The sequence below is a fragment of the Altericroceibacterium indicum genome (assembly GCF_009828105.1).
Classification (GTDB): Bacteria; Pseudomonadota; Alphaproteobacteria; order Sphingomonadales; family Sphingomonadaceae; genus Altericroceibacterium; species Altericroceibacterium indicum.
The window spans coordinates 998,199-1,016,163 of sequence record NZ_WTYQ01000001.1 but is presented as its reverse complement, the minus strand read 5'-3'; the positions used below and the strand labels follow the sequence as shown (position 1 = coordinate 1,016,163).

The 17,965-nt window shown below is 55.3% G+C and carries 19 protein-coding genes, 1 tRNA gene and 1 pseudogene; 16 read left to right on the top strand and 5 right to left on the bottom strand.

Translation table 11 applies throughout. The annotated features are described in order from the left end of the window. The first annotated feature begins 10 nt into the window (after positions 1–10). The 5 genes from GRI39_RS04950 to GRI39_RS04930 all read left to right on the top strand — a co-directional run bounded on the left by GRI39_RS04950 (position 11) and on the right by GRI39_RS04930 (position 4,347). On the top strand, positions 11–466 hold the full coding sequence (locus GRI39_RS04950; protein ID WP_160738520.1) for an MOSC domain-containing protein: 456 nt from the start codon (positions 11–13) through the stop codon (positions 464–466). Beyond that, entirely contained in the window at positions 463–1,662 is a 1,200-nt protein-coding gene (locus GRI39_RS04945) for a phosphoglycerate kinase (RefSeq protein ID WP_160738519.1), read from the top strand. The genes GRI39_RS04950 and GRI39_RS04945 overlap by 4 nt, the downstream gene beginning before the upstream one ends. A 31-nt stretch (positions 1,663–1,693) precedes the next feature. Further along, positions 1,694–2,593, top strand: coding sequence for a fructose bisphosphate aldolase (locus GRI39_RS04940; protein WP_160738518.1), 900 nt, complete (start codon positions 1,694–1,696; stop codon positions 2,591–2,593). Positions 2,594–2,769: 176 nt separating this feature from the next. After that, the gene (locus tag GRI39_RS04935) at positions 2,770–3,945 is read left to right on the top strand and encodes a ribosomal protein uL16 3-hydroxylase (RefSeq protein ID WP_160738517.1); all 1,176 of its coding nucleotides are present in this window, start codon (positions 2,770–2,772) and stop codon (positions 3,943–3,945) included. Between the two features lie 6 nt (positions 3,946–3,951). Next, positions 3,952–4,347, top strand: coding sequence for a VOC family protein (locus tag GRI39_RS04930; RefSeq protein ID WP_160738516.1), 396 nt, complete (start codon positions 3,952–3,954; stop codon positions 4,345–4,347). A gap of 630 nt (positions 4,348–4,977) precedes the next feature. Here the strand turns inward: GRI39_RS04930 and GRI39_RS04925 are convergent. Together GRI39_RS04925 and GRI39_RS04920 are read right to left on the bottom strand one after the other, a co-directional pair. Next, positions 4,978–5,520: pseudogene (locus tag GRI39_RS04925) on the bottom strand (pseudouridine synthase); the annotation flags it as partial. A 31-nt stretch (positions 5,521–5,551) separates the two neighbouring features. Beyond that, positions 5,552–5,998, bottom strand: a complete 447-nt coding sequence (locus GRI39_RS04920) for a hypothetical protein (protein ID WP_160738514.1) — start codon at positions 5,996–5,998, stop codon at positions 5,552–5,554. Between the two features lie 75 nt (positions 5,999–6,073). Between GRI39_RS04920 and thiE the strand changes: the two genes are divergently transcribed. Both thiE and GRI39_RS14695 read left to right on the top strand, forming a co-directional pair. Beyond that, the gene (thiE, locus tag GRI39_RS04915) at positions 6,074–6,694 is read left to right on the top strand and encodes a thiamine phosphate synthase (protein WP_246204864.1); all 621 of its coding nucleotides are present in this window, start codon (positions 6,074–6,076) and stop codon (positions 6,692–6,694) included. 54 nt (positions 6,695–6,748) lie between these two features. Then, positions 6,749–7,453, top strand: a complete 705-nt coding sequence (locus GRI39_RS14695) for a M23 family metallopeptidase (RefSeq protein WP_160738512.1) — start codon at positions 6,749–6,751, stop codon at positions 7,451–7,453. A gap of 47 nt (positions 7,454–7,500) precedes the next feature. Here GRI39_RS14695 and GRI39_RS04905 read toward each other — a convergent pair whose 3' ends face one another. Further along, positions 7,501–7,878, bottom strand: coding sequence for an elongation factor P (locus tag GRI39_RS04905; protein WP_160738511.1), 378 nt, complete (start codon positions 7,876–7,878; stop codon positions 7,501–7,503). Between the two features lie 170 nt (positions 7,879–8,048). Between GRI39_RS04905 and efp the strand changes: the two genes are divergently transcribed. From efp to GRI39_RS04860, 9 genes are all read left to right on the top strand, one after another. Next, positions 8,049–8,612, top strand: coding sequence for an elongation factor P (gene efp / locus GRI39_RS04900; RefSeq protein WP_160738510.1), 564 nt, complete (start codon positions 8,049–8,051; stop codon positions 8,610–8,612). Positions 8,613–8,615: 3 nt separating this feature from the next. Continuing rightward, positions 8,616–9,002, top strand: a complete 387-nt coding sequence (locus tag GRI39_RS04895; RefSeq protein WP_160738509.1) for a hypothetical protein — start codon at positions 8,616–8,618, stop codon at positions 9,000–9,002. Positions 9,003–9,028: 26 nt separating this feature from the next. Beyond that, positions 9,029–9,859, top strand: a complete 831-nt coding sequence (locus GRI39_RS04890; protein WP_160738508.1) for an inositol monophosphatase family protein — start codon at positions 9,029–9,031, stop codon at positions 9,857–9,859. A gap of 66 nt (positions 9,860–9,925) precedes the next feature. Beyond that, a tRNA-Leu gene (locus GRI39_RS04885) sits at positions 9,926–10,010 on the top strand. A gap of 46 nt (positions 10,011–10,056) precedes the next feature. Continuing rightward, positions 10,057–11,853, top strand: coding sequence for an SLC13 family permease (locus tag GRI39_RS04880; protein ID WP_160738640.1), 1,797 nt, complete (start codon positions 10,057–10,059; stop codon positions 11,851–11,853). Between the two features lie 78 nt (positions 11,854–11,931). After that, complete coding sequence (locus GRI39_RS04875; RefSeq protein WP_160738507.1) at positions 11,932–12,210, top strand: hypothetical protein; 279 nt, start codon at positions 11,932–11,934, stop codon at positions 12,208–12,210. Positions 12,211–12,339: 129 nt separating this feature from the next. Next, a complete protein-coding gene (locus GRI39_RS04870) occupies positions 12,340–13,725 on the top strand; it encodes a TIGR03013 family XrtA/PEP-CTERM system glycosyltransferase (protein WP_160738506.1) in 1,386 nt (461 codons plus the stop codon). Positions 13,726–13,866: 141 nt separating this feature from the next. Next, positions 13,867–14,058 (top strand): hypothetical protein, encoded by a 192-nt coding sequence (locus GRI39_RS04865; protein ID WP_160738505.1) that lies wholly within the window; start codon positions 13,867–13,869, stop codon positions 14,056–14,058. Further along, positions 14,042–15,841 carry a tetratricopeptide repeat protein gene (locus GRI39_RS04860; protein WP_160738504.1) on the top strand — a complete coding sequence of 600 codons (1,800 nt, stop codon included), beginning with the start codon at positions 14,042–14,044 and terminating at the stop codon, positions 15,839–15,841. Before GRI39_RS04865 ends, GRI39_RS04860 begins: the two co-directional genes overlap by 17 nt. 2 nt (positions 15,842–15,843) lie before the next feature. On the opposite strand, the gene GRI39_RS04855 is transcribed toward GRI39_RS04860, so the two are convergent. Next, positions 15,844–16,893: a DUF475 domain-containing protein gene (locus GRI39_RS04855; protein WP_160738503.1), complete on the bottom strand. Its 1,050-nt coding sequence runs from the start codon at positions 16,891–16,893 to the stop codon at positions 15,844–15,846. Positions 16,894–17,017: 124 nt separating this feature from the next. Beyond that, positions 17,018–17,887 carry a 3-methyl-2-oxobutanoate hydroxymethyltransferase gene (panB, locus tag GRI39_RS04850; protein ID WP_160738502.1) on the bottom strand — a complete coding sequence of 290 codons (870 nt, stop codon included), beginning with the start codon at positions 17,885–17,887 and terminating at the stop codon, positions 17,018–17,020. Positions 17,888–17,965: the final 78 nt, after the last annotated feature.

Below are 17,965 nucleotides of genomic sequence, written 5' to 3'. Positions count from 1 at the left end.
GGGCGTGCCGATGATCGGCAGGCTTGAAGGAATAGCGCGGCGATTTGAGACGCGCGGGGATATCGAGGTGCTGGAAAGCACCTCGATCGCTCCAGAGACCGGAATTTCCGGAGATTTCCGCGGGGCCCTCAAACCGGGGCGCAATAAGCGGCAGATTTCGCTGATCGAAGCAGATAGCTGGGCCAGCGCCATGGCAGATCTTGGCCTTTCGCTCCCCTGGTGGACGCGCCGCGCCAATCTGCTGGTCGGAAATCTGAAAATACCACGAGCAGAAGGCACGCTGATCTATATTGGCGAAAGCTGCTGCCTCGAAGTGACTATGGAATGTAACCCATGCTGGCGCATGGATGAAATCGCGCCCGGCTTACAGGCCGCGCTGGCGCCCGATTGGCGTGGCGGTTTTCTGACCCGTGTTATTACAGGCGGGCCTGTCGCGCTGGGTGATGAAATAAGGATCGAAGCATGAGTGAATTTCGCAAGCTGGACGATATTGGCGACGTTAAAGGCAAGGTCGTGCTGCTGCGCGTCGATCTGAACTTGCCGATGCAGGATGGGGCCGTGACGGACCTTACCCGGGCACAGGCCGTTGCACCGACTATTCTGGAATTGGCAGATGCCGGCGCAAAGGTTCTCCTCCTTGCCCATTTTGGCCGTCCGAAGGGTGAACGCAACTCCACCATGTCGCTCAGCATGATCCAGGGCGCGCTTGCCGATGTGCTGGGCCGCGAAGTGATGTTCGTGCCAGAAGTGACTGGCGATGTGGTAAAGCAGGCGATCGGCATTCTGCCCGATGGCGGGATTGCGCTGCTTGAAAACACCCGCTTCTGGAAGGGTGAAGAAGCCAACGATCCTGAGTTCGCCAAGGCGATCGCCGAAAATGGCGATATCTATGTGAACGATGCCTTTTCCGCTGCGCATCGCGCCCATGCCAGCACCGAAGGCCTTGCCCATTTGCTGCCGGCTTACGCTGGCCGTTCGATGCAGAAGGAACTGGAAGCGCTGCAAAAGGCGCTTGGCACACCGGAAAAGCCGGTGGCGGCTGTGGTTGGCGGGGCGAAAGTTTCGTCCAAGCTTGATGTGCTCGAACATCTGGTGACCCGCGTCGATCACCTTATCATTGGCGGCGGCATGGCCAATACCTTCCTCGCCGCGCGTGGGGTCGATGTGGGCAAGTCGCTCTGCGAACATGAGCTGACCAGCACGGTGGAAAAGATCATGGATGCCGCAGATGCCGCCGGTTGCACCGTGCATCTGCCGTATGATGTGGTTGTCTCGAAGGAATTTGCGGAAAATCCTGCAAGCCTGCGCATCTGCAATGTGCATGAAGTGGCGGCTGATGAGATGATCCTCGATATCGGTCCGCAGGCCGTTGAAGCTTTGGCGGATGTCCTCAAGACCTGCCGCACCTTGGTGTGGAACGGCCCGCTGGGAGCTTTCGAAACCAGGCCTTTTGACGAAGCGACCGTGTCCCTTGCCAAAACGGCAGCGGCGCTGAGCAAGGAAGGTTCGCTGATTTCTGTCGCCGGCGGCGGGGATACTGTTTCGGCCCTGAACCATGCAGGGGTTGCGAAGGATTTTACTTATATTTCAACGGCAGGTGGCGCTTTCCTCGAATGGATGGAAGGCAAGGAACTGCCAGGTGTTGTGGCGTTGTATATTTGAGATTTAGTCTAAACTGAGGGGGACTTGTCCAATGAATGAACAGGATATGCGCACGAAAATCGCTGACGGACATGGCTTTATCGCCGCGCTAGATCAGAGCGGTGGTTCCACACCCAAGGCACTGCGGGCCTATGGTGTTGCGGATGATGAATGGAATGGCGACGATGAAATGTTCGCTAAAATCCATGAAATGCGCAGCCGTATCATCACCTCCCCGAGCTTCACAGGGGAACGGGTGATCGGCGCCATCCTGTTCGAAAAGACCATGGACGGTATGGCTGGTGGCAAGCCCGTGCCCACCGCGCTGCAAGATCGCGGCGTGGTGCCTTTCCTCAAGGTAGACAAGGGCTTGGAGGATGAAGCTGACGGCGTTCAGCTGATGAAACCCATGCCTGAACTCGATCCACTTCTGGCCCGCGCCAAGGCTCTGGGCGTTTATGGCACCAAGATGCGTTCGGTCATCAATGCTGCATCGCCCACCGGCATTGCGGCCATTGCGGCCCAGCAATTTGAAGTCGGCAAGCAGATCATTGCAGGCGGGCTGATGCCTATTCTCGAACCGGAATATTCCATCACTGCTGATGACCGGCCAGAGGGTGAAAAAATCCTCTGCGCGGAAATCGTGAAGCAGCTTGATGCACTGCCTGATGGCCAGCAAGTGATGCTGAAACTGTCGATCCCGGCAGTGCCCAACACTTATCAAACACTGGTAGACCACCCCAAGGTTCTGCGGGTGGTGGCGCTTTCTGGCGGTTTCACCCGCACGGAAGCTTGCGATGAGCTGGCGAAGAATAACGGCATGATCGCCAGCTTCTCCCGCGCATTGCTCGCAGAATTGCGCGTTTCCATGAGCGATGATGAATTTGACGCCACTCTGGCTGAAGCGATCAACGAGATCTTCAAGGCATCGACCCAGAAAACCGCTGCCTGATCGCACTGTAACACCATTGCAAAATGCCCTCTTCGTAAGCTTGCGGAGGGGGCATTTTGCATTTCAGGCTTGGGCTGTCTTAACCTCGCGCAATCCCCTAAAGAGCTGTCATGCCCTGCCGAAACCCGGCGGCCCCATGCTGCGCAATCGCGCTGGCAGCCTCTAAGCGAGTATCTATGCAATTTCGTGATTTCGATGCTGAAACCTTCCTGCGTGACTATTGGCAGAAAAAGCCTCTGCTAATTAGAAACCCTTGGGTGAATTGGCAAAACCCGCTTCAGCCCGATGAACTGGCAGGCCTTGCGTGCGAAGATGGCGTGGAAGCGCGGTTGCTGGTGCAGGGCGGCGGCACGGGTGATGGCGATGAAGGCCGGGGCTGGAATGTCGAGCATGGGCCGCTTGATGAAGAGAAATTCAGCCAGTTTGGCACCCACCCATCCACTTTGCTGGTGCAAGCGGTCGATCATATGGTGCCCGATGTTGCGGCCTTGATCGCGCCTTTCCGCTTCATTCCTGATTGGCGGATCGATGATGTGATGGTGAGCTGCGCCAGTGATGGCGGCGGCGTGGGCGCGCATTTTGACCAATATGACGTGTTTCTCATTCAGGGGATGGGCCGCCGCCGGTGGCAAATCGGAGCTATGTGCAATTCCGATACGCCGCTGCTCCCGAATGATGATTTCCGCCTGATCAAGGATTTCGAGCCGACCGAGGAATGGGTTCTGGAAGCAGGCGATATTCTCTATATCCCGCCAGGCATCCCGCATAATGGCGTGGCGATTGGCGATGATTGCATGACCTATTCGGTCGGCTTCCGCGCGCCATCGCGCTATGAATTGATCGACAATTTTTGCGATGAAGTGCTCGACAATCTGCTGGATGAAGATCGCTACACCGATCCCGATTTGCAGCCTCAGGAAAATCCCGGCGAAATTTCTGGCGCTGCCATCAGCCGGCTTCAGGCGATGGTGCTGGAAAAAATGCAGGACCGTGAGGCATTTGCCCGCTGGTTCGGCGAATATAACAGCACGCCCAAATATCCCGAAATCGACTGGCGCCCGGAAGAGCCGATCGAGATGGCTGATCTTCGGGCCTGCCTCGGTCAATCCGTGCCTCTGTGCCGCAACCCGGCCAGTCGCTTTGCCTTTTACCGGCAGGAAAATGGCGCGATTTTGCTATTCGTGGATGGCGAGAGTTTCGCTTGCACGGATGAGGCCGCGAAACTGGCGCAGCTCTTATGCGAGAACCAGCAATTCATCGCGGATGAGGCTTTGCAAACTTGCGAAGCGGCAATGGAATTACTGCTTGCTCTGTTCAATCAGGGCAGCGTAGCCTTAGAATTATGGGAGTAAACCTGCATGGATGAACCTCAGGGCCGGATCACCGGTGTTGGCGGGATTTTCTTCAAGAGCAAAGACCCCGCCGCGCTGATGGCATGGTATCGCGATGTTCTGGGCATTACACTCGAAACATGGGGCGGCGCCTTGCTGCCCTATAACGCCCCCAAACATCCTCCGGTTCTGACGCTCAATGCCTTTGACGAAACCACCGACTACCTTGCCCCATCCGAACGCGAATTCATGCTGAATTTCGCAGTGGACGATCTCCCGGCCTTTTTGGAGAGGCTGAAAGCCAAGGGCGTAACGACCCTGAAAATCGACACCAGCGATCCCAGCGGTAGCTTTGCGTGGATTGTCGATCCAGATGGCACGAAAATTGAATTGTGGGAGCCTAAAGAAGAGATGGATTCTTAGACGCAGGGGCAGATTCCATAAGTCCGTTCCAAATTTAATACTGTTGAAAACTATAATAGCAGCACTTTTTTCGCCGCAACGGCAGCAGTAATTGAGAGCTGAACTTACGAAGGAGCAATGGATGTATTGTTCAGAAAATGAAAGTTAAGCTGGCATACACAGGTCGCATAATTGATGTGCGCATGTTTGGGCCGTGGTGGAAACCGTGGGATCGTCGTGGGACGATTAGTATACGAGATTTAACAGGTTTGCATGAGCTTAGTCCAACTCTTGCTCGCCGTCTCAGTGACTATGATTTGCATTACATGCCGCAAGTGAAAACGAATGATAGTATTTTACGTACAGTCATCGCAGCTGAGCTTCGGCGCAGAGAAAATAGCACGGCCCGTTGGGCACTCGCTGTCTCCATTCTATCGTTAATCGTTGCTATAGTCGCTGTTGCCTTAAGCCGCAGATAGCTGTCACTAGGCCATTCATATACAGCGTGTCAGCGGAGTATGGCAAAATGCCGTTTTGTTTTACCGCTCACCCCACACGCGGTTTCCATGTCTTGCGGTTGCCCTGATACCCACCTGTTTTTGGCCGCTTGTAAGGTTTGGCGGTGATGGGCGGGGCGGGGAGGTCGGCTTCGACTTCCTGCCATTCGCCCAGTGGAATATTGTCGAGCGTCCATTCGCCGATTTGCCAGCGCACAAGGCGCAAGGTGGGGTGGCCGATGGAGGCGGTCATGCGGCGGACCTGCCGGTTACGGCCTTCGCTGATGGTCAGTTTGATCCAGCAATCGGGCACGCATTTGCGAAACCGCACCGGCGGATCGCGCGGCCAGATGTCGGGTGTGTCCATCCGTTCGGCTTTCGCGGGCAGGGTGATGCCATCTTTCAGTTTCACGCCTTTGCGCAGCGCTTCGAGGCTGTCATCGCTGATCTCGCCTTCAATCTGCACCCAATAGGTTTTGGGCATTTTGAATTTCGGTTCAGCGATGCGAGACTGCAACTGGCCATCACCGGTAAGCAGCAGCAAGCCTTCGCTATCCAGATCAAGCCGTCCGGCGGGATAGACACCCGGCTGGTCGATAAAGGCTGACAGGGTGGGGCGGGTGGAGCCTTCTGTCCCCTTATCGGTGAACTGGCACAGCACCCCATGGGGTTTGTTGAACAGGATCAGCCGGGCCATATTGTTTCTTTCAGCAAGGAAGGGGGCAGGATCACAAACCGCCTGCAAAGGTGAAGCCGAAGCGATAATTGGCAAGCGCTAGCGCTTCGCTTGATGTGCGTTCGGGCGTTACGCTGATCAGTTCCATCGCGCCATCGGCAATGTGCTGGACATTGCTGCCGTCTTTACCCGGAAGCGTGAAAATGCGCATCTGGCTGCCTGACCCCAGATCAATGCGGACTTTGAGGCGCACTTGCCCTGCCTGAATGCACTGCACATCTGTGGGGCACCGGCTGTCTTCCAGCACTTCCAAGGGGGTGACTTTCGGCCCGTCCACGTAAACGCTCTCTCCAAGCCGTGCATAGGACGCGCCGGGAACATCGCCGGGCATGGGCGCAGAAGGGGTGGTTGAGGGTGTTTGGGTGCTAGGCACGCAGGCGGCCAGAACCAATGAAGCGGCGCAGGCAAGGCTGGCGCGCAGAAGAGGCAATTGCGTCATGCTCTCGCATTTAGGCGCTTTGCGCGTGTTATGCCATCTTGGCGATTGGCCCGCAGCGTTCTAGAAGCTGCCTCCATGTCTGATTGCCAACTTTATCTCATCTCCCCGCTCGACGTGACGGGTGACTTTCCGGCTCGCCTTGAAAGAGCGCTGGATGCTGGCCCGGTTGCGGCCTTCCAGTTTCGTGTGAAGGATATCGATCAACACGAGGCCGCGCGCCTTGCAGAGCCGCTTCAGGCCATTTGCGCGGCGCGTGATGTGGCCTTTATCGTCAATGATTCGGTGGCACTGGCCAAACGCCTTGGCGCTGATGGCGTGCATCTGGGGCAAGAAGATGGTGATCCCAGGGAAGCGCGCGAAGAATTGGGCCGTGAAGCCCAGATTGGCGTGACCTGCCATTCAAGCCGCCATCTGGCGATGGAAGCTGGCGACAGGGGCGCAGATTATGTCGCCTTCGGAGCCTTCTTTCCCAGCGAAACCAAAGTGACCGAGCATCAGGCCGATCTTGAAATGCTGACATGGTGGCAGAGCATGTTCGAAATTCCCTGTGTGGCGATTGGTGGTATTACGCCGGAAAATTGTGTCGCCCTGGCCGAAGCAGGTGCTGATTTCATCGCGGTGAGCGGTGCGGTGTGGAATGGCGACGAAGCCGAAGCGGTGCGTAAATTCACGCAGCTGCTTGGGACTAAAGCATAAGATAATGCACGGCGGGCTGGTCAGTCCCGCCGCTTCGCGTATAGTCGGTGCATTATGGCATCACGCTTCCTTGACCGGCTTTCGACCATCGCCATCACCGCCACGCTGACTTCGGCGGCCTGGGTGGTGTTTGGCGGTTTCATTATGGTGTCGCCTGAGGATGAACAGGCGATGGCCCCTGTCCAGCGCGATGCCGCAGTGGAGCCGAGGGTGGAATCGCTCTCTGGTTCAGCTACCAAAGTGACCTTGCCTGATGATGGTGCTTCGGCAGCCGTGCCACACGACGAAGCGATTTCGCAGCCTGGCAGCGGCGAAATGCGCAATCTGATGATCCCGGTGCTGAATGTCCGGCCCGCCGATCTGGTGAATAATTTCGAAGACGAAAATACGCCAAACCAGAAGCTCCATGAAGCCATCGACATCATGGCTCCTGCGGGAACTTCAGTAGTCGCCGCTGCGCCAGGCAGGGTGGAACGTTTATTCACCTCCGATGCGGGTGGCAATACGATCTATGTCCGTTCAGAAGATCAGCGGACCATTTTTTACTACGCCCATCTCGCCGAATTTGCGAAGGGGCTTCAGGAGGGGCAGCGGATCAGGCGCGGGCAGCGTCTGGGTTCGGTCGGTTCAAGCGGCAATGCTGATCCAGATGCGCCGCATCTCCATTTTGCCATTTTGCGGACATCGCCCGATGCGATGTGGTGGGAACCGGCAACGGCTCTTAATCCCTATCCGCTCCTGACCAAACAACAGACTTAAGTATTTTTTCGAGAGCTTTGTGGTGCTTTTGTGATCTCTTGAAGCGCTTAAAGGCGTTGGTCAGAATTGTGCTGAACACAGCGTAGCGGGGTGAGGTTCCCATTGCTGTCGAGCTTCTGAACGATTCGCTCAGCCACGAGCTGATAGCGGTCTCCCTTGCGCGGGCCGCTGGTCATCAGCACATGTTTGCCTTGCCGCAAATAGATGCCAGAACCTTCTGACGTTTTGTAGCGTGATGCGCTGAGAATTCTGAAATTTTCCTGCTTGAGTTCCAGTCCCGCAGGTCCTGAAGCGTCGCCCGGCATTTCGCAATACCACTGCCCACGTTCCAAAGTGGCGAGCTTTTCTGCCGATGCTGCAGCCGGGAGCCAAGCTGCTGCCAGTGCACAAAGCGCTAGAATTATGGGTCTTGAAGCGGGTTGCATGACATCACCTGAAGGATCGGGAGAGCGGATTGTTTGCCGGATTGGTAGGGCCTATCTGGGGATTGGCGGTTAACACTTGAAGAGCTAATGTGCCAGCCCGCTTGCCCCGGAGCCTCTGAACCGCTAGGGCGCGCGTTCATCCCGATAAGACCTGTAAAGAGCGATATCCCATGAAGATCAGTGGTGTGGACATCCGTCCCGGCAATATTCTGGAATTTGAAGGCGGCATCTGGAAAGTCGCCAAGATTCAGCATACCCAACCCGGTAAGGGCGGGGCCTATATGCAGGTCGAAATGAAAAACCTGATTGATGGCCGCAAAACCAACACCCGTTTCCGTAGTGCGGATACGGTGGAGAAGGTGCGGTTGGATACGAAGGATTTCCAGTTCCTGTTCGAAGATGGCGATAAGCTCGTCTTCATGGATACCGAAAATTATGAGCAGATCATGCTTGATGCTGATCTTGTTGGTGATGCGCGCGCCTTCCTGACGGATGGCATGGATGTGACGCTTGAAATGTATGACGAGCGTCCGATTTCCGTGGATCTTCCTGAGCAGGTTGAGGCAACTATCGTAGAGGCAGATGCAGTGGTGAAGGGCCAGACGGCCAGTTCCAGCTATAAGCCTGCCGTCCTCGAAAATGGCGTCCGGGTCATGGTCCCACCGCATATCGGAAGCGGTACGCGGATTGTGGTCGACGTCTATTCACGCGAATATGTCAAGAAAGTAGACTGATTTATGCATTTACCCGCCAAGCTCCTGTCCGCCACAATTGCCACTGCTATGCTTGCGTTGAACGCAGGGCCGGTTCTTGCGCAGGATAAGGCCACGCAGGCGGGTAAAACGCAGCCTGGGAATGATCCTGCCGATGTTCGCCGTGGGGCGATCATCCTTTCCAGTTTCAACCAGGTTCTCAGTTCTAAAGATACACCGCAGGATGTTCGGGGGCAGCTTCTGTCTTGCCTCTATAACAACAGTCTGCGTCAGGTGAGCCTTGCTGCTGGCAAAGTGATTGCCGAGCAGAAAGAGCTTTCCGATGATAATCCGCAGCAAGTTTTCGATGCTGCTTCAGCGGTTTGCGGCGTACAGCCAGCACAAAAAGGCGAAGCGGCTCCAAACCGCTAACGCCCATTCAAGGATAGAACACGGTCATGGCACTTTCGGGCCTCATTCGAGTGATGGAGCGCGCAGCGCGAAAAGCGGGCAACCGCTTGCGCCGCGATTTCGGCGAAGTCGAACATTTGCAGGTTAGTCGCAAAGGCCCTTCGGACTTTGTGTCAAAGGCGGATCGTGCTGCTGAACGCACCATCTATGACGAATTGCTTCAGGCGCGGCCCGATTGGGGCTTCCTGATGGAAGAAGCCGGTGAGATCAAAGGCGATCCCACCAAGCCGCGCTGGATCGTTGACCCGCTCGATGGCACCAGCAATTTCCTCCACGGCATTCCGCATTTTGCCATTTCCATCGCCGTGCAAGAACCCAAGCTTGATGGCAGTGGTTGGGGTGAAGTGGTGGCTGGTATGGTTTATCAGCCGATCACGGATGAAACGTTCTGGGCTGAAAAGACCCGTGGCGCCTGGTTACAGGATGCTCGTTTGCGCGTTTCTGGCCGCCGCCATCTTTCCGAAGCGCTGATCGCCACCGGCACGCCGTTCATGGGCCATGGTGACTTTGGTGAATGGACACGGATTTTCATGGCCATCGGCCCGCAGGTGGCTGGCATTCGCCGCAATGGCGCGGCGTCGCTTGATCTTGCCTGGGTGGCAGCAGGCCGTTTCGATGGCTTTTGGGAAAGCCATCTTTCCCCGTGGGATAGCGCTGCTGGCTGCTTGTTGGTGCGCGAAGCCGGCGGCTTTGTGACCGATTATCGTGGCCGCTCTGAACAGATTTGTGACAAGCAAATCATCGCTGGCAATGACCCCCTGCATTCCCGCTTGCACAAATATCTGGTGGGTGCTTTGAAGGGGCCTGTTCAACAATAAAAATTTATGGGCTGTTGGTACTTGATACCTCAGCCCGGCTCGGCTAATCGGCCGTGCGTGGAAGGGGCCCTTGTGGCGGAATTGGTAGACGCGCTCGACTCAAAATCGAGTTTCTTCGGAAGTGCCCGTTCGAGTCGGGCCAGGGGCACCACCGCATTTTTTTCATTCCCGGCAATTAGGCATTACTTTTGATGGATATGCCGGGGATGCCTTCCTTACACGCGATCGCTGCAATGGCCGTTACGGTGGCCATGTTCATCGAATTTGCACGTGGCAGGCTGTCCACAGAGATCGTATCGCTGCTGACCATCGCAGTGATTGCTGTGGGCCTGTATTTCTTCCCACTGCCGAACACACAGCCGACAGACGGGCTGCAACTCGCATTCTCAGGCTTTGGCCATTACGCGCTGATCACAATTTGCGCGCTGATGATTATGGGGCGAGGGCTGGTCGTCACAGGCGCTCTGGACCCGGCATCGCGCATTTTGGAGCGTGTGTGGAAGCTCAACCGCTCGGTCGGTCTGCTGCTATCGCTGGCGATTGCCGCTTTCCTGTCGATGATCGTCAATGACACACCGATTTTGGTGCTGCTGTTGCCTGTGTTTGTCAGCCTGGCAGCGCGTGGGGCCATGCCAGCGTCGAAAACCCTGATTCCGTTGAATGCAGCAGTGTTGATTGGCGGTATGGCGACGACGATTGGCACTTCGACCAATCTTTTGGTGGTCTCCATTGCCCGCGATCTGGGTATGCCGCCGATGAGTGTGTTTCACTTCACGCCCATCGTGCTTGCAGCGGCAGTGGTTGCCTTTCCTTATCTCTGGCTGGTGATGCCACGGCTTCTGCCGGATAACAGCATTGCGCAAAGCCAGAAGGTCAGGCGTTTTTCGACCCGTTTGCGTGTTCCTGCAGGCAGCAATCTCGTCGGCAAGAGCTATGAAGAAGTTGTCGAACTTCTGCCAGCTGACTTCAGCATTGATGAGAAACCGGATGGTCCGTTTGAAGCCGGCCAGCGATTACTGATTTCGGGGACACATGAGTCGCTGGAAGAGGCATTGCGGCTGCTAAAAGGGCAGGTTGCGCCGGGCTGGATTATTGACCGGATCAGGCACAATGCCTCGCAGAAACGTTCTGACATTCAAGTGGTGGAAATGGTGGTCACCGCCGATTCCCGCCTGATTAATCGCACCTTGTCCACTTCGGGTATCGCCGACCTTTACGGCGTCGCGGTGCTGGGTGTGCATAAGCCTGAACGCCCTTTGCAATTTGATCGGGATGCGAACACTGGGGACATCCGCATTGCGGAAGGCGATGTGCTGCTGGTCATGGGCCTGAGCGATGGCTTACAGAATTTCGCCCAGACGGACAGTCTGCTCCAGCTTGAAGGTGGCAAAGTCATGCCCCGCCGCTCCAAAGCGGTGTTGGCAGGTTCCATCATGTTTGGCACGGTCGGCCTTGCTTCCATCGGCCTTCTGCCGATTGCTGTGGCAGCGCTTGGTGGTGCGATCCTGATGTTTGCCACAGGCTGCGTAAAGTTTGACCGGGTGGGGCGCGCTTTGTCTGCCAAAGTGATTGTGCTGGTGGCAGCGAGCATCGCCATTGGCCGGGTTATTCTGGATAGTGGTGCGGCGGAATGGCTTGGTGAAGTGATGTCGAGTGGCCTGCAATATTTGCCGCCAGCGGCCGTGTTGGCTTGCATCATGTTGTTTGTCACCTTGCTGACCAATTTTGCTTCAAACGCGACGGCTGCAACGGTCGGCACACCGATTGCCTTCAGCATTGCCAATCAATTGGGGCTTCCGCAGGAACCGCTCATTCTGGCGGTGCTGTTCGGTTGCAACCTTTGTTATGCCACGCCGATTGCCTACCAGACCAACATGCTGATCATGGCAGAAGGCGGCTATAGTTTCGGTGATTATCTACGGACGGGGCTGCCGCTGGTGCTCATAATGGTCACCACATTGTCGGGTTTATTGGTGCTCACTTACGGCATGTAGATTGCACTTCGTAAAAACGGTTCTGGAACCGGTCAGTCAGAAAAGTCGTTAAGCACTTTATCTGAAAGGAAATATCCTATGACTGAAGAACGTATTACGGAAGTAGAGACACCTGAGGGTCGCACCCATACGCATACCACAGTGATTGCTGACAAGCCTCGCAGTGGGAATTCATGGATAGTGATCTTGATCGCTGTCCTGGTATTTGGTGCGATTGCGATTTGGGGAATATCAACATTTGGCGGCGCAGAAGTTGCCAAAGACAATGCTGTTGCGAACGCCGCAAACGAAGTGGGCGCAGCCGCCAATCAGGTTGGTGATGCCGCACAGGACGCGGCAAAGAAAATCGGCAATTAAGCAGGTGATATGGAACGACAACCGCGTTTGGCAGAGCTAATAGTCTTCGGGCAAAGTTTACCGACATTTCATTTATAGGCCTTAGGCGGTTGAAAGTCATTATTCATACGCAGGAAGTCGCTCCACAATATGGTCCGCTTATTCAAGCATTATATTCCCCACGCTGTGTTGCTGCTTGGGGTCGTAGATTTTGCCTTGTTGATCTTTGCGGGCAATTCGGCGGTGGAGTTTCGTGCTTATCAAATCGGCATGGCATCACGCCCCTTTATAGAGCGTATCTGGCTTTTGATGTCATTCAGCGCCTTGGTGCTGATCGCAATGGTTTCTGTGGGCGTTTATGCATCAGAAGCCACCCGCTCTATGCGCTATGCGGCTGCACGACTGATTGTGGCAGTGAGCCTTTCTGCGCTTGGTATTGCTTTTGTGGATTTTGTCGTTCCGGGGCAGACTTTTTGGCGCTCCACATTGCTTTATGCGATGGCATTCACTGTCATTCTTCTCATGCTGAACCGCCTTATTCTGGGAAGAATTCTTGGCAACGCTGCGTTTCGTCGGCGGGTGCTTGTTCTTGGCGCCGGACCGAGGGCTGCTCGATTGCGCGCGTTGGGGGAACGCCCCGAAAGCGGCTTTTCGATCATTGGTTTCGTCAGCATGGGCGAAGAAACCGAATTTATGGAAGGCGCAATCTCGCGCACAGATATTCCCGACCTCGCGCAATATGTTGAAACATTGTCTGCCAGTGAGGTTGTGTTGGCCCTGCAAGAGAGGCGCAATGCGCTACCGCTCAAAGATCTGCTGCGTATCAAGACGGCTGGCGTCAATGTAAATGAGTTTTCCAGCTTCTGGGAACGGGAAACCGGCCGGATTGATCTGGATACTGTCAACCCAAGCGGGCTGATCTTTTCGGACGGATTTTCTTCCGGTCAGGTCGTCGCGAGTGTGGCCAAGCGGATATTTGATATCGTTGCCAGCAGCCTGCTGCTGCTGGTGACCTTTCCCATCATTGTGATTTTTGCGATTCTTATCAGAATCGATAGCAAAGGTCCGGCATTTTACCGCCAAAAGCGCGTTGGGCTGTTTGGCGAACTGTTTGATGTCATCAAATTGCGTTCCATGCGCACGGATGCTGAGAAATCCGGGGCGCAATGGGCGGAAAAGAACGATCCGCGCGTTACCCGTATTGGCCGGTTCATCCGTAAGGTTCGGATCGACGAATTGCCGCAAAGCTGGAGCGTGCTCAAAGGCGATATGAGCTTTGTTGGCCCCCGCCCGGAGCGGCCTGAATTCGTTGAAGAGCTTGAGCAGGAACTGCGCTATTATGCTGAACGGCATATGGTGAAGCCGGGCATTACCGGATGGGCGCAGATCAATTATCCTTATGGTGCTTCCATCGAAGATTCGCGCAACAAGCTCGAATATGACCTGTACTACGCTAAGAACTACACTCCGTTTTTAGATTTTCTGATCCTCCTTCAAACCTTGCGCGTGGTGTTGTGGCCTGAAGGCGCGAGATAATGCCGGAGGTTTGGGAGTGGATTTCTAAAGCAGGATATCTGCTCGGAGGCATTACCGGATTTGTGACGGCATTGTGCCGATATCAGGACATTTCAGGAATACGATTTCAGCGCAATTGAAATTACTGATAGTGATCATGGAATGAGCAGCGAATTCATTGGATTACATCTCTTCAAGCCATTCCATTCCCTCAAACTTGGCAGCAGATTGGATGTTGGAATATTCGAAGCCGATAGTTTGCTGAAGGCAATGGACGGGAACTTAAATCCGGGCTTCTTTGAAAGTCCCGCTGCTCTCAATGATCTGTTGAAGCAGTATGATTTGCAATATTAAGCGTCGCCATATTGGGGCTGCTCTGTGCTTGCTGATGGTCACAGCGCCGGGGTCGGCTGATGATGTGACTGCGCAAAGGGCGATTGAAATATCCCGTAAGGCGCTTGACCAAGGGGACCCGGTTACTGCGGAGATCGAGGCGCAGAACGCACTCGATCAAGGGGCCAAGCGGGAAGATGTGTCGGCTTTGCTGGGCCAATCTGAATTCATGCAAGGCGAAGGCGATAAGGCACGCCGATGGCTGGAGCCAGGCAAGTTCTCTGATCAAGATTGGGAACGGGGTTTCCATACGCTGGCACAGTTGGAACTGATGGATGGTAATCCCGATGCAGCAGCTGCTGCCTTCGCAAAGGCGAGTGAAAAAGACGGGGGAAGCGCGGCTTTGTGGGTCGATATCGGCCGTTTTCGATATCAGGTGGGAGAGCAGCGGCTGGCTCTGGCAGCGGCACGTACAGCCGTCAAAAAAGACCCGGAAGATCCACGTGCGCTCGAATTCATGGGTCAGCTTGCCCGTGATAGCGAAGGCCTCAGAGCTGGTTTGTCATGGTTTGAGCGTGGAACTGAACTCCACCCTAAAGATATCGGACTGCTGAGCGAATACGCTTCTACTCTGGCCGAGCTGGGGCGGTACAAGGATATGCTGCGTGTCACCCGGACAATTCTGGACATACAGCCAGGCAACCCCAGAGCTTATCTGTTGCAAGCGGTGTTGGCTGCCAGAGCGGGTGAAAATGAATTAGCGCAGCGGGTTTTTTGGCGGACACGAAACAGCTTCGATAATGTCCCAACCGGTATGTTGATTTCCGGCGTGATCGAGCAATATGGCGGAAATACAATGGCCGCTGCCAATGTGCTTGAGAACCTTACCCGCCTCCAGCCTGACAATATTGTTGCCCATGCGGTGCTGGGGCGGGCTTTGATGGCAGATGACCAGACAGGGCAGTTGACGGATGAACTTGGTCCGATTGTGCATCGGAAAACAGCTTCTCCCTATGCTTTGACATTGATGGGCAGAGCCTTCGAACAGGCCGGGCAGCGTGATCAGGCAGCGCCCTATCTGGACCGTGCGGCTGGTATAGGCTTGGCCCCACCAGCGATGGAAGCGATCGATCTTAGCGAACAGGGGGCGGTGACACTCTATCGCTGGCAGGATGAGCCTGATCGGCCTGAACTGGTTGTCCCTACGATCCGGCAGATGCTCCAAAATGGGCAAGCGGAAGCTGCATTCGCCCAATCAAAAGTGCTTTTGCAACGCTATCCCGATTCAGTCGACATGATGGTGCTTGCAGGTGATGTCGCGGCACTGACCGGGCATAATGACCAGGCCGTGAAACTCTACCAAAACGCTGCTTTATTGCGGTTTAACAGCCAGCTTGCCCGGCGGATGAGCTATGTCTTGGTGGCGATGAACAAGCGGCTGGAGGCCAAGCAGGTGCTCTCGCAATATTTGCGTGGCAACCCGAATGCGCTTGAAGCAGTTTTGCTGCTCGCAGATTTACAGATGGCGGATCATGAATGGCGCAAGGCTGACTTGCTGCTGACATATGCGCGCCAGCTTGCCGGTGGGCAGCGCGATGCCAAGCTGCTGGCGAACTTATCGCAGGCGCGGCTGAAACAGGGAATGGTTGAGGATGCTGTGGATCTGGCAACCCGGGCCTATCACCTTCAACGTTCAGGCAGATTGCCAACACGCGCCTTAGCGCAGGCCATGCTGGCCGCTGGCCGTAAGGATGAAGGCGATGTCTTGATGGCCAAGTACCAGGCAATGATGGCAACTGAGTAGCCTCAGCCAGATTGCGCTGCATTGACCTTTTTGTTGTGGCGAACCGAACCCCAGAGGGAAATGCCGATCAACGTTGCCCCGATCAGCCCCGTCACCGTTTCAGGGATGTGAAACCGGGCGGACAGTAACATGATCGCAGCCAGAGCGATAATTGCCCAGAATGCGCCATGTTCGAGATAACGATATTCGGACAAGGTGCCCTTTTTAACCAGCATGATGGTCATTGAGCGGACGAACATGGCGCCGATGGAAAGCCCCAGAGCGATCACGATCATATTGTTCGAAAGAGCAAATGCGCCAATCACACCATCAAAGCTGAAAGAACTGTCCAGCACCTGAAGGTAAAGGAAACCGCCAAGTCCTGAACGGATGACTTCACCGCGCGCTCTGGCTGCTTCTTCTCGCAAGTTGAGCACAGTGCCAATGGCCTCAACGCCAATGAAGGTTACAATGCCAAGCATCCCCGCAACAACGAAGGTCAGTGCATCTGCTTCGGGCAGGAGATGCGAAATTCCCCAGATGCACAAGAGCAGGGGGGCAATTTCGACCGAGGGAACGGCTGAAAACTTGGCCAGCCGGGCTTCTACCCATTTGACCCAATGAATATCCTTATCGTGGTCAAAGAAGAATTTGAGGCCAACCATGGCCAGGAATGCTCCGCCAAACCCGGCAATGCCGATATGAGCCGATGAAACAATCCGTTCATATTCCTGCGGCTGGTTGAGCGACAGGTTGACGGTTTCAATTGGCCCAAGACCGGCCGCAATCGCCACGATGGACAGGGGGAAAATGACCCGCATACCAAAAACAGCGATCGCCATGCCCCATGTCAGGAAGCGTTTCTGCCAGATCTCATCCATGTTCTTGAGAACGGTGGCATTGACCACTGCATTATCGAAGCTCAGTGAAATTTCGAGAACCGAAAGAACAGCGACGATCCACAGCACCTGCAACGTGCCTTCAAGGCTTCCGCTGGAAGATATTCCATACCATGCTGCAAGGCCCATGCAGACGATGGTGAAGATAATGGAACCACGAAAATACTGAAGCACGATAAAGGCTATCCTGTTGAACGGGATGTGTCAGAGTAATGGCTTGCTGCCCCAAGCGTTTCCAGGTTCCACCCGCTAATCTGGCAGGGCAAAGGTTTCAAGGCGGGATTCCCGACCCTTTTTATCACTTGGATGGGTAGGTTTGATCCTGGCTCGGAAAGCTGCGATCACGCACTTCGCTGGCATAGGTTTCAGCGGCAGCCGAAATACTCTCAGCCATATTGCTATAGCGCTTCACAAAACGTGGCACACGTTCGAACATACCCAGCATGTCTTCCGTTACCAGAACTTGTCCGTCACATTGGGATGATGCGCCAATGCCGATAATAGGGCAAGGAACAGCCTGGGTGATGGCAATCGCGATCGGTTCAACCACCCCTTCGACAACGATGCTAAACGCACCGGCCTGTTCCAGAGCCTTTGCATCGCTGACAATCTTTTCGGCTTCGGCATCGCTACGGCCGCGTGCACCATAGCCGCCCAGCACATTGACGGCCTGCGGGGTGAGCCCAACATGGCCCATCACCGGAATGCCGCGCTGGGTGAGAAATTCCACCGTTTCAGCCATCGCTATGCCGCCTTCCAGCTTCACCGCTGCGGCGCCACTTTCTTCCATTAACCGGGCGGCACTGGCAAAAGCCTGTTGTGGTGAGGCTTCATAGCTGCCGAAGGGCATATCCACGACGACAACCGCATGATAGCTGCCGCGCACTACGGCGGCAGCATGATTGGCCATCATGTCCAGCGTCACTGGCAGAGTGGACGGCAGGCCATAAATTACCTGACCCAGCGAATCCCCGACCAGCAGCATATCGCAATGGCTGTCGAGCAATTGCGCCTGCCGCGCTGTGTAGGCAGTCAGCATGACGATAGGCTCTGTTACCTTTCCATCTGCCTTGCGTCTGCGCAGGGCCGGAATTGTCAGGCGGCGCATGGGCGCTGGTGTGGGATTGGCGCGGCTCGTTGCGGTGTCGAGTTGGAAGTTTGTAGACATGGCCTGCTTCTACCAAAAGCTCCCCTCGACGCGAGAGCGAATTCGTTGCAAAAGAAATTTCATATATTTCCGCGATGT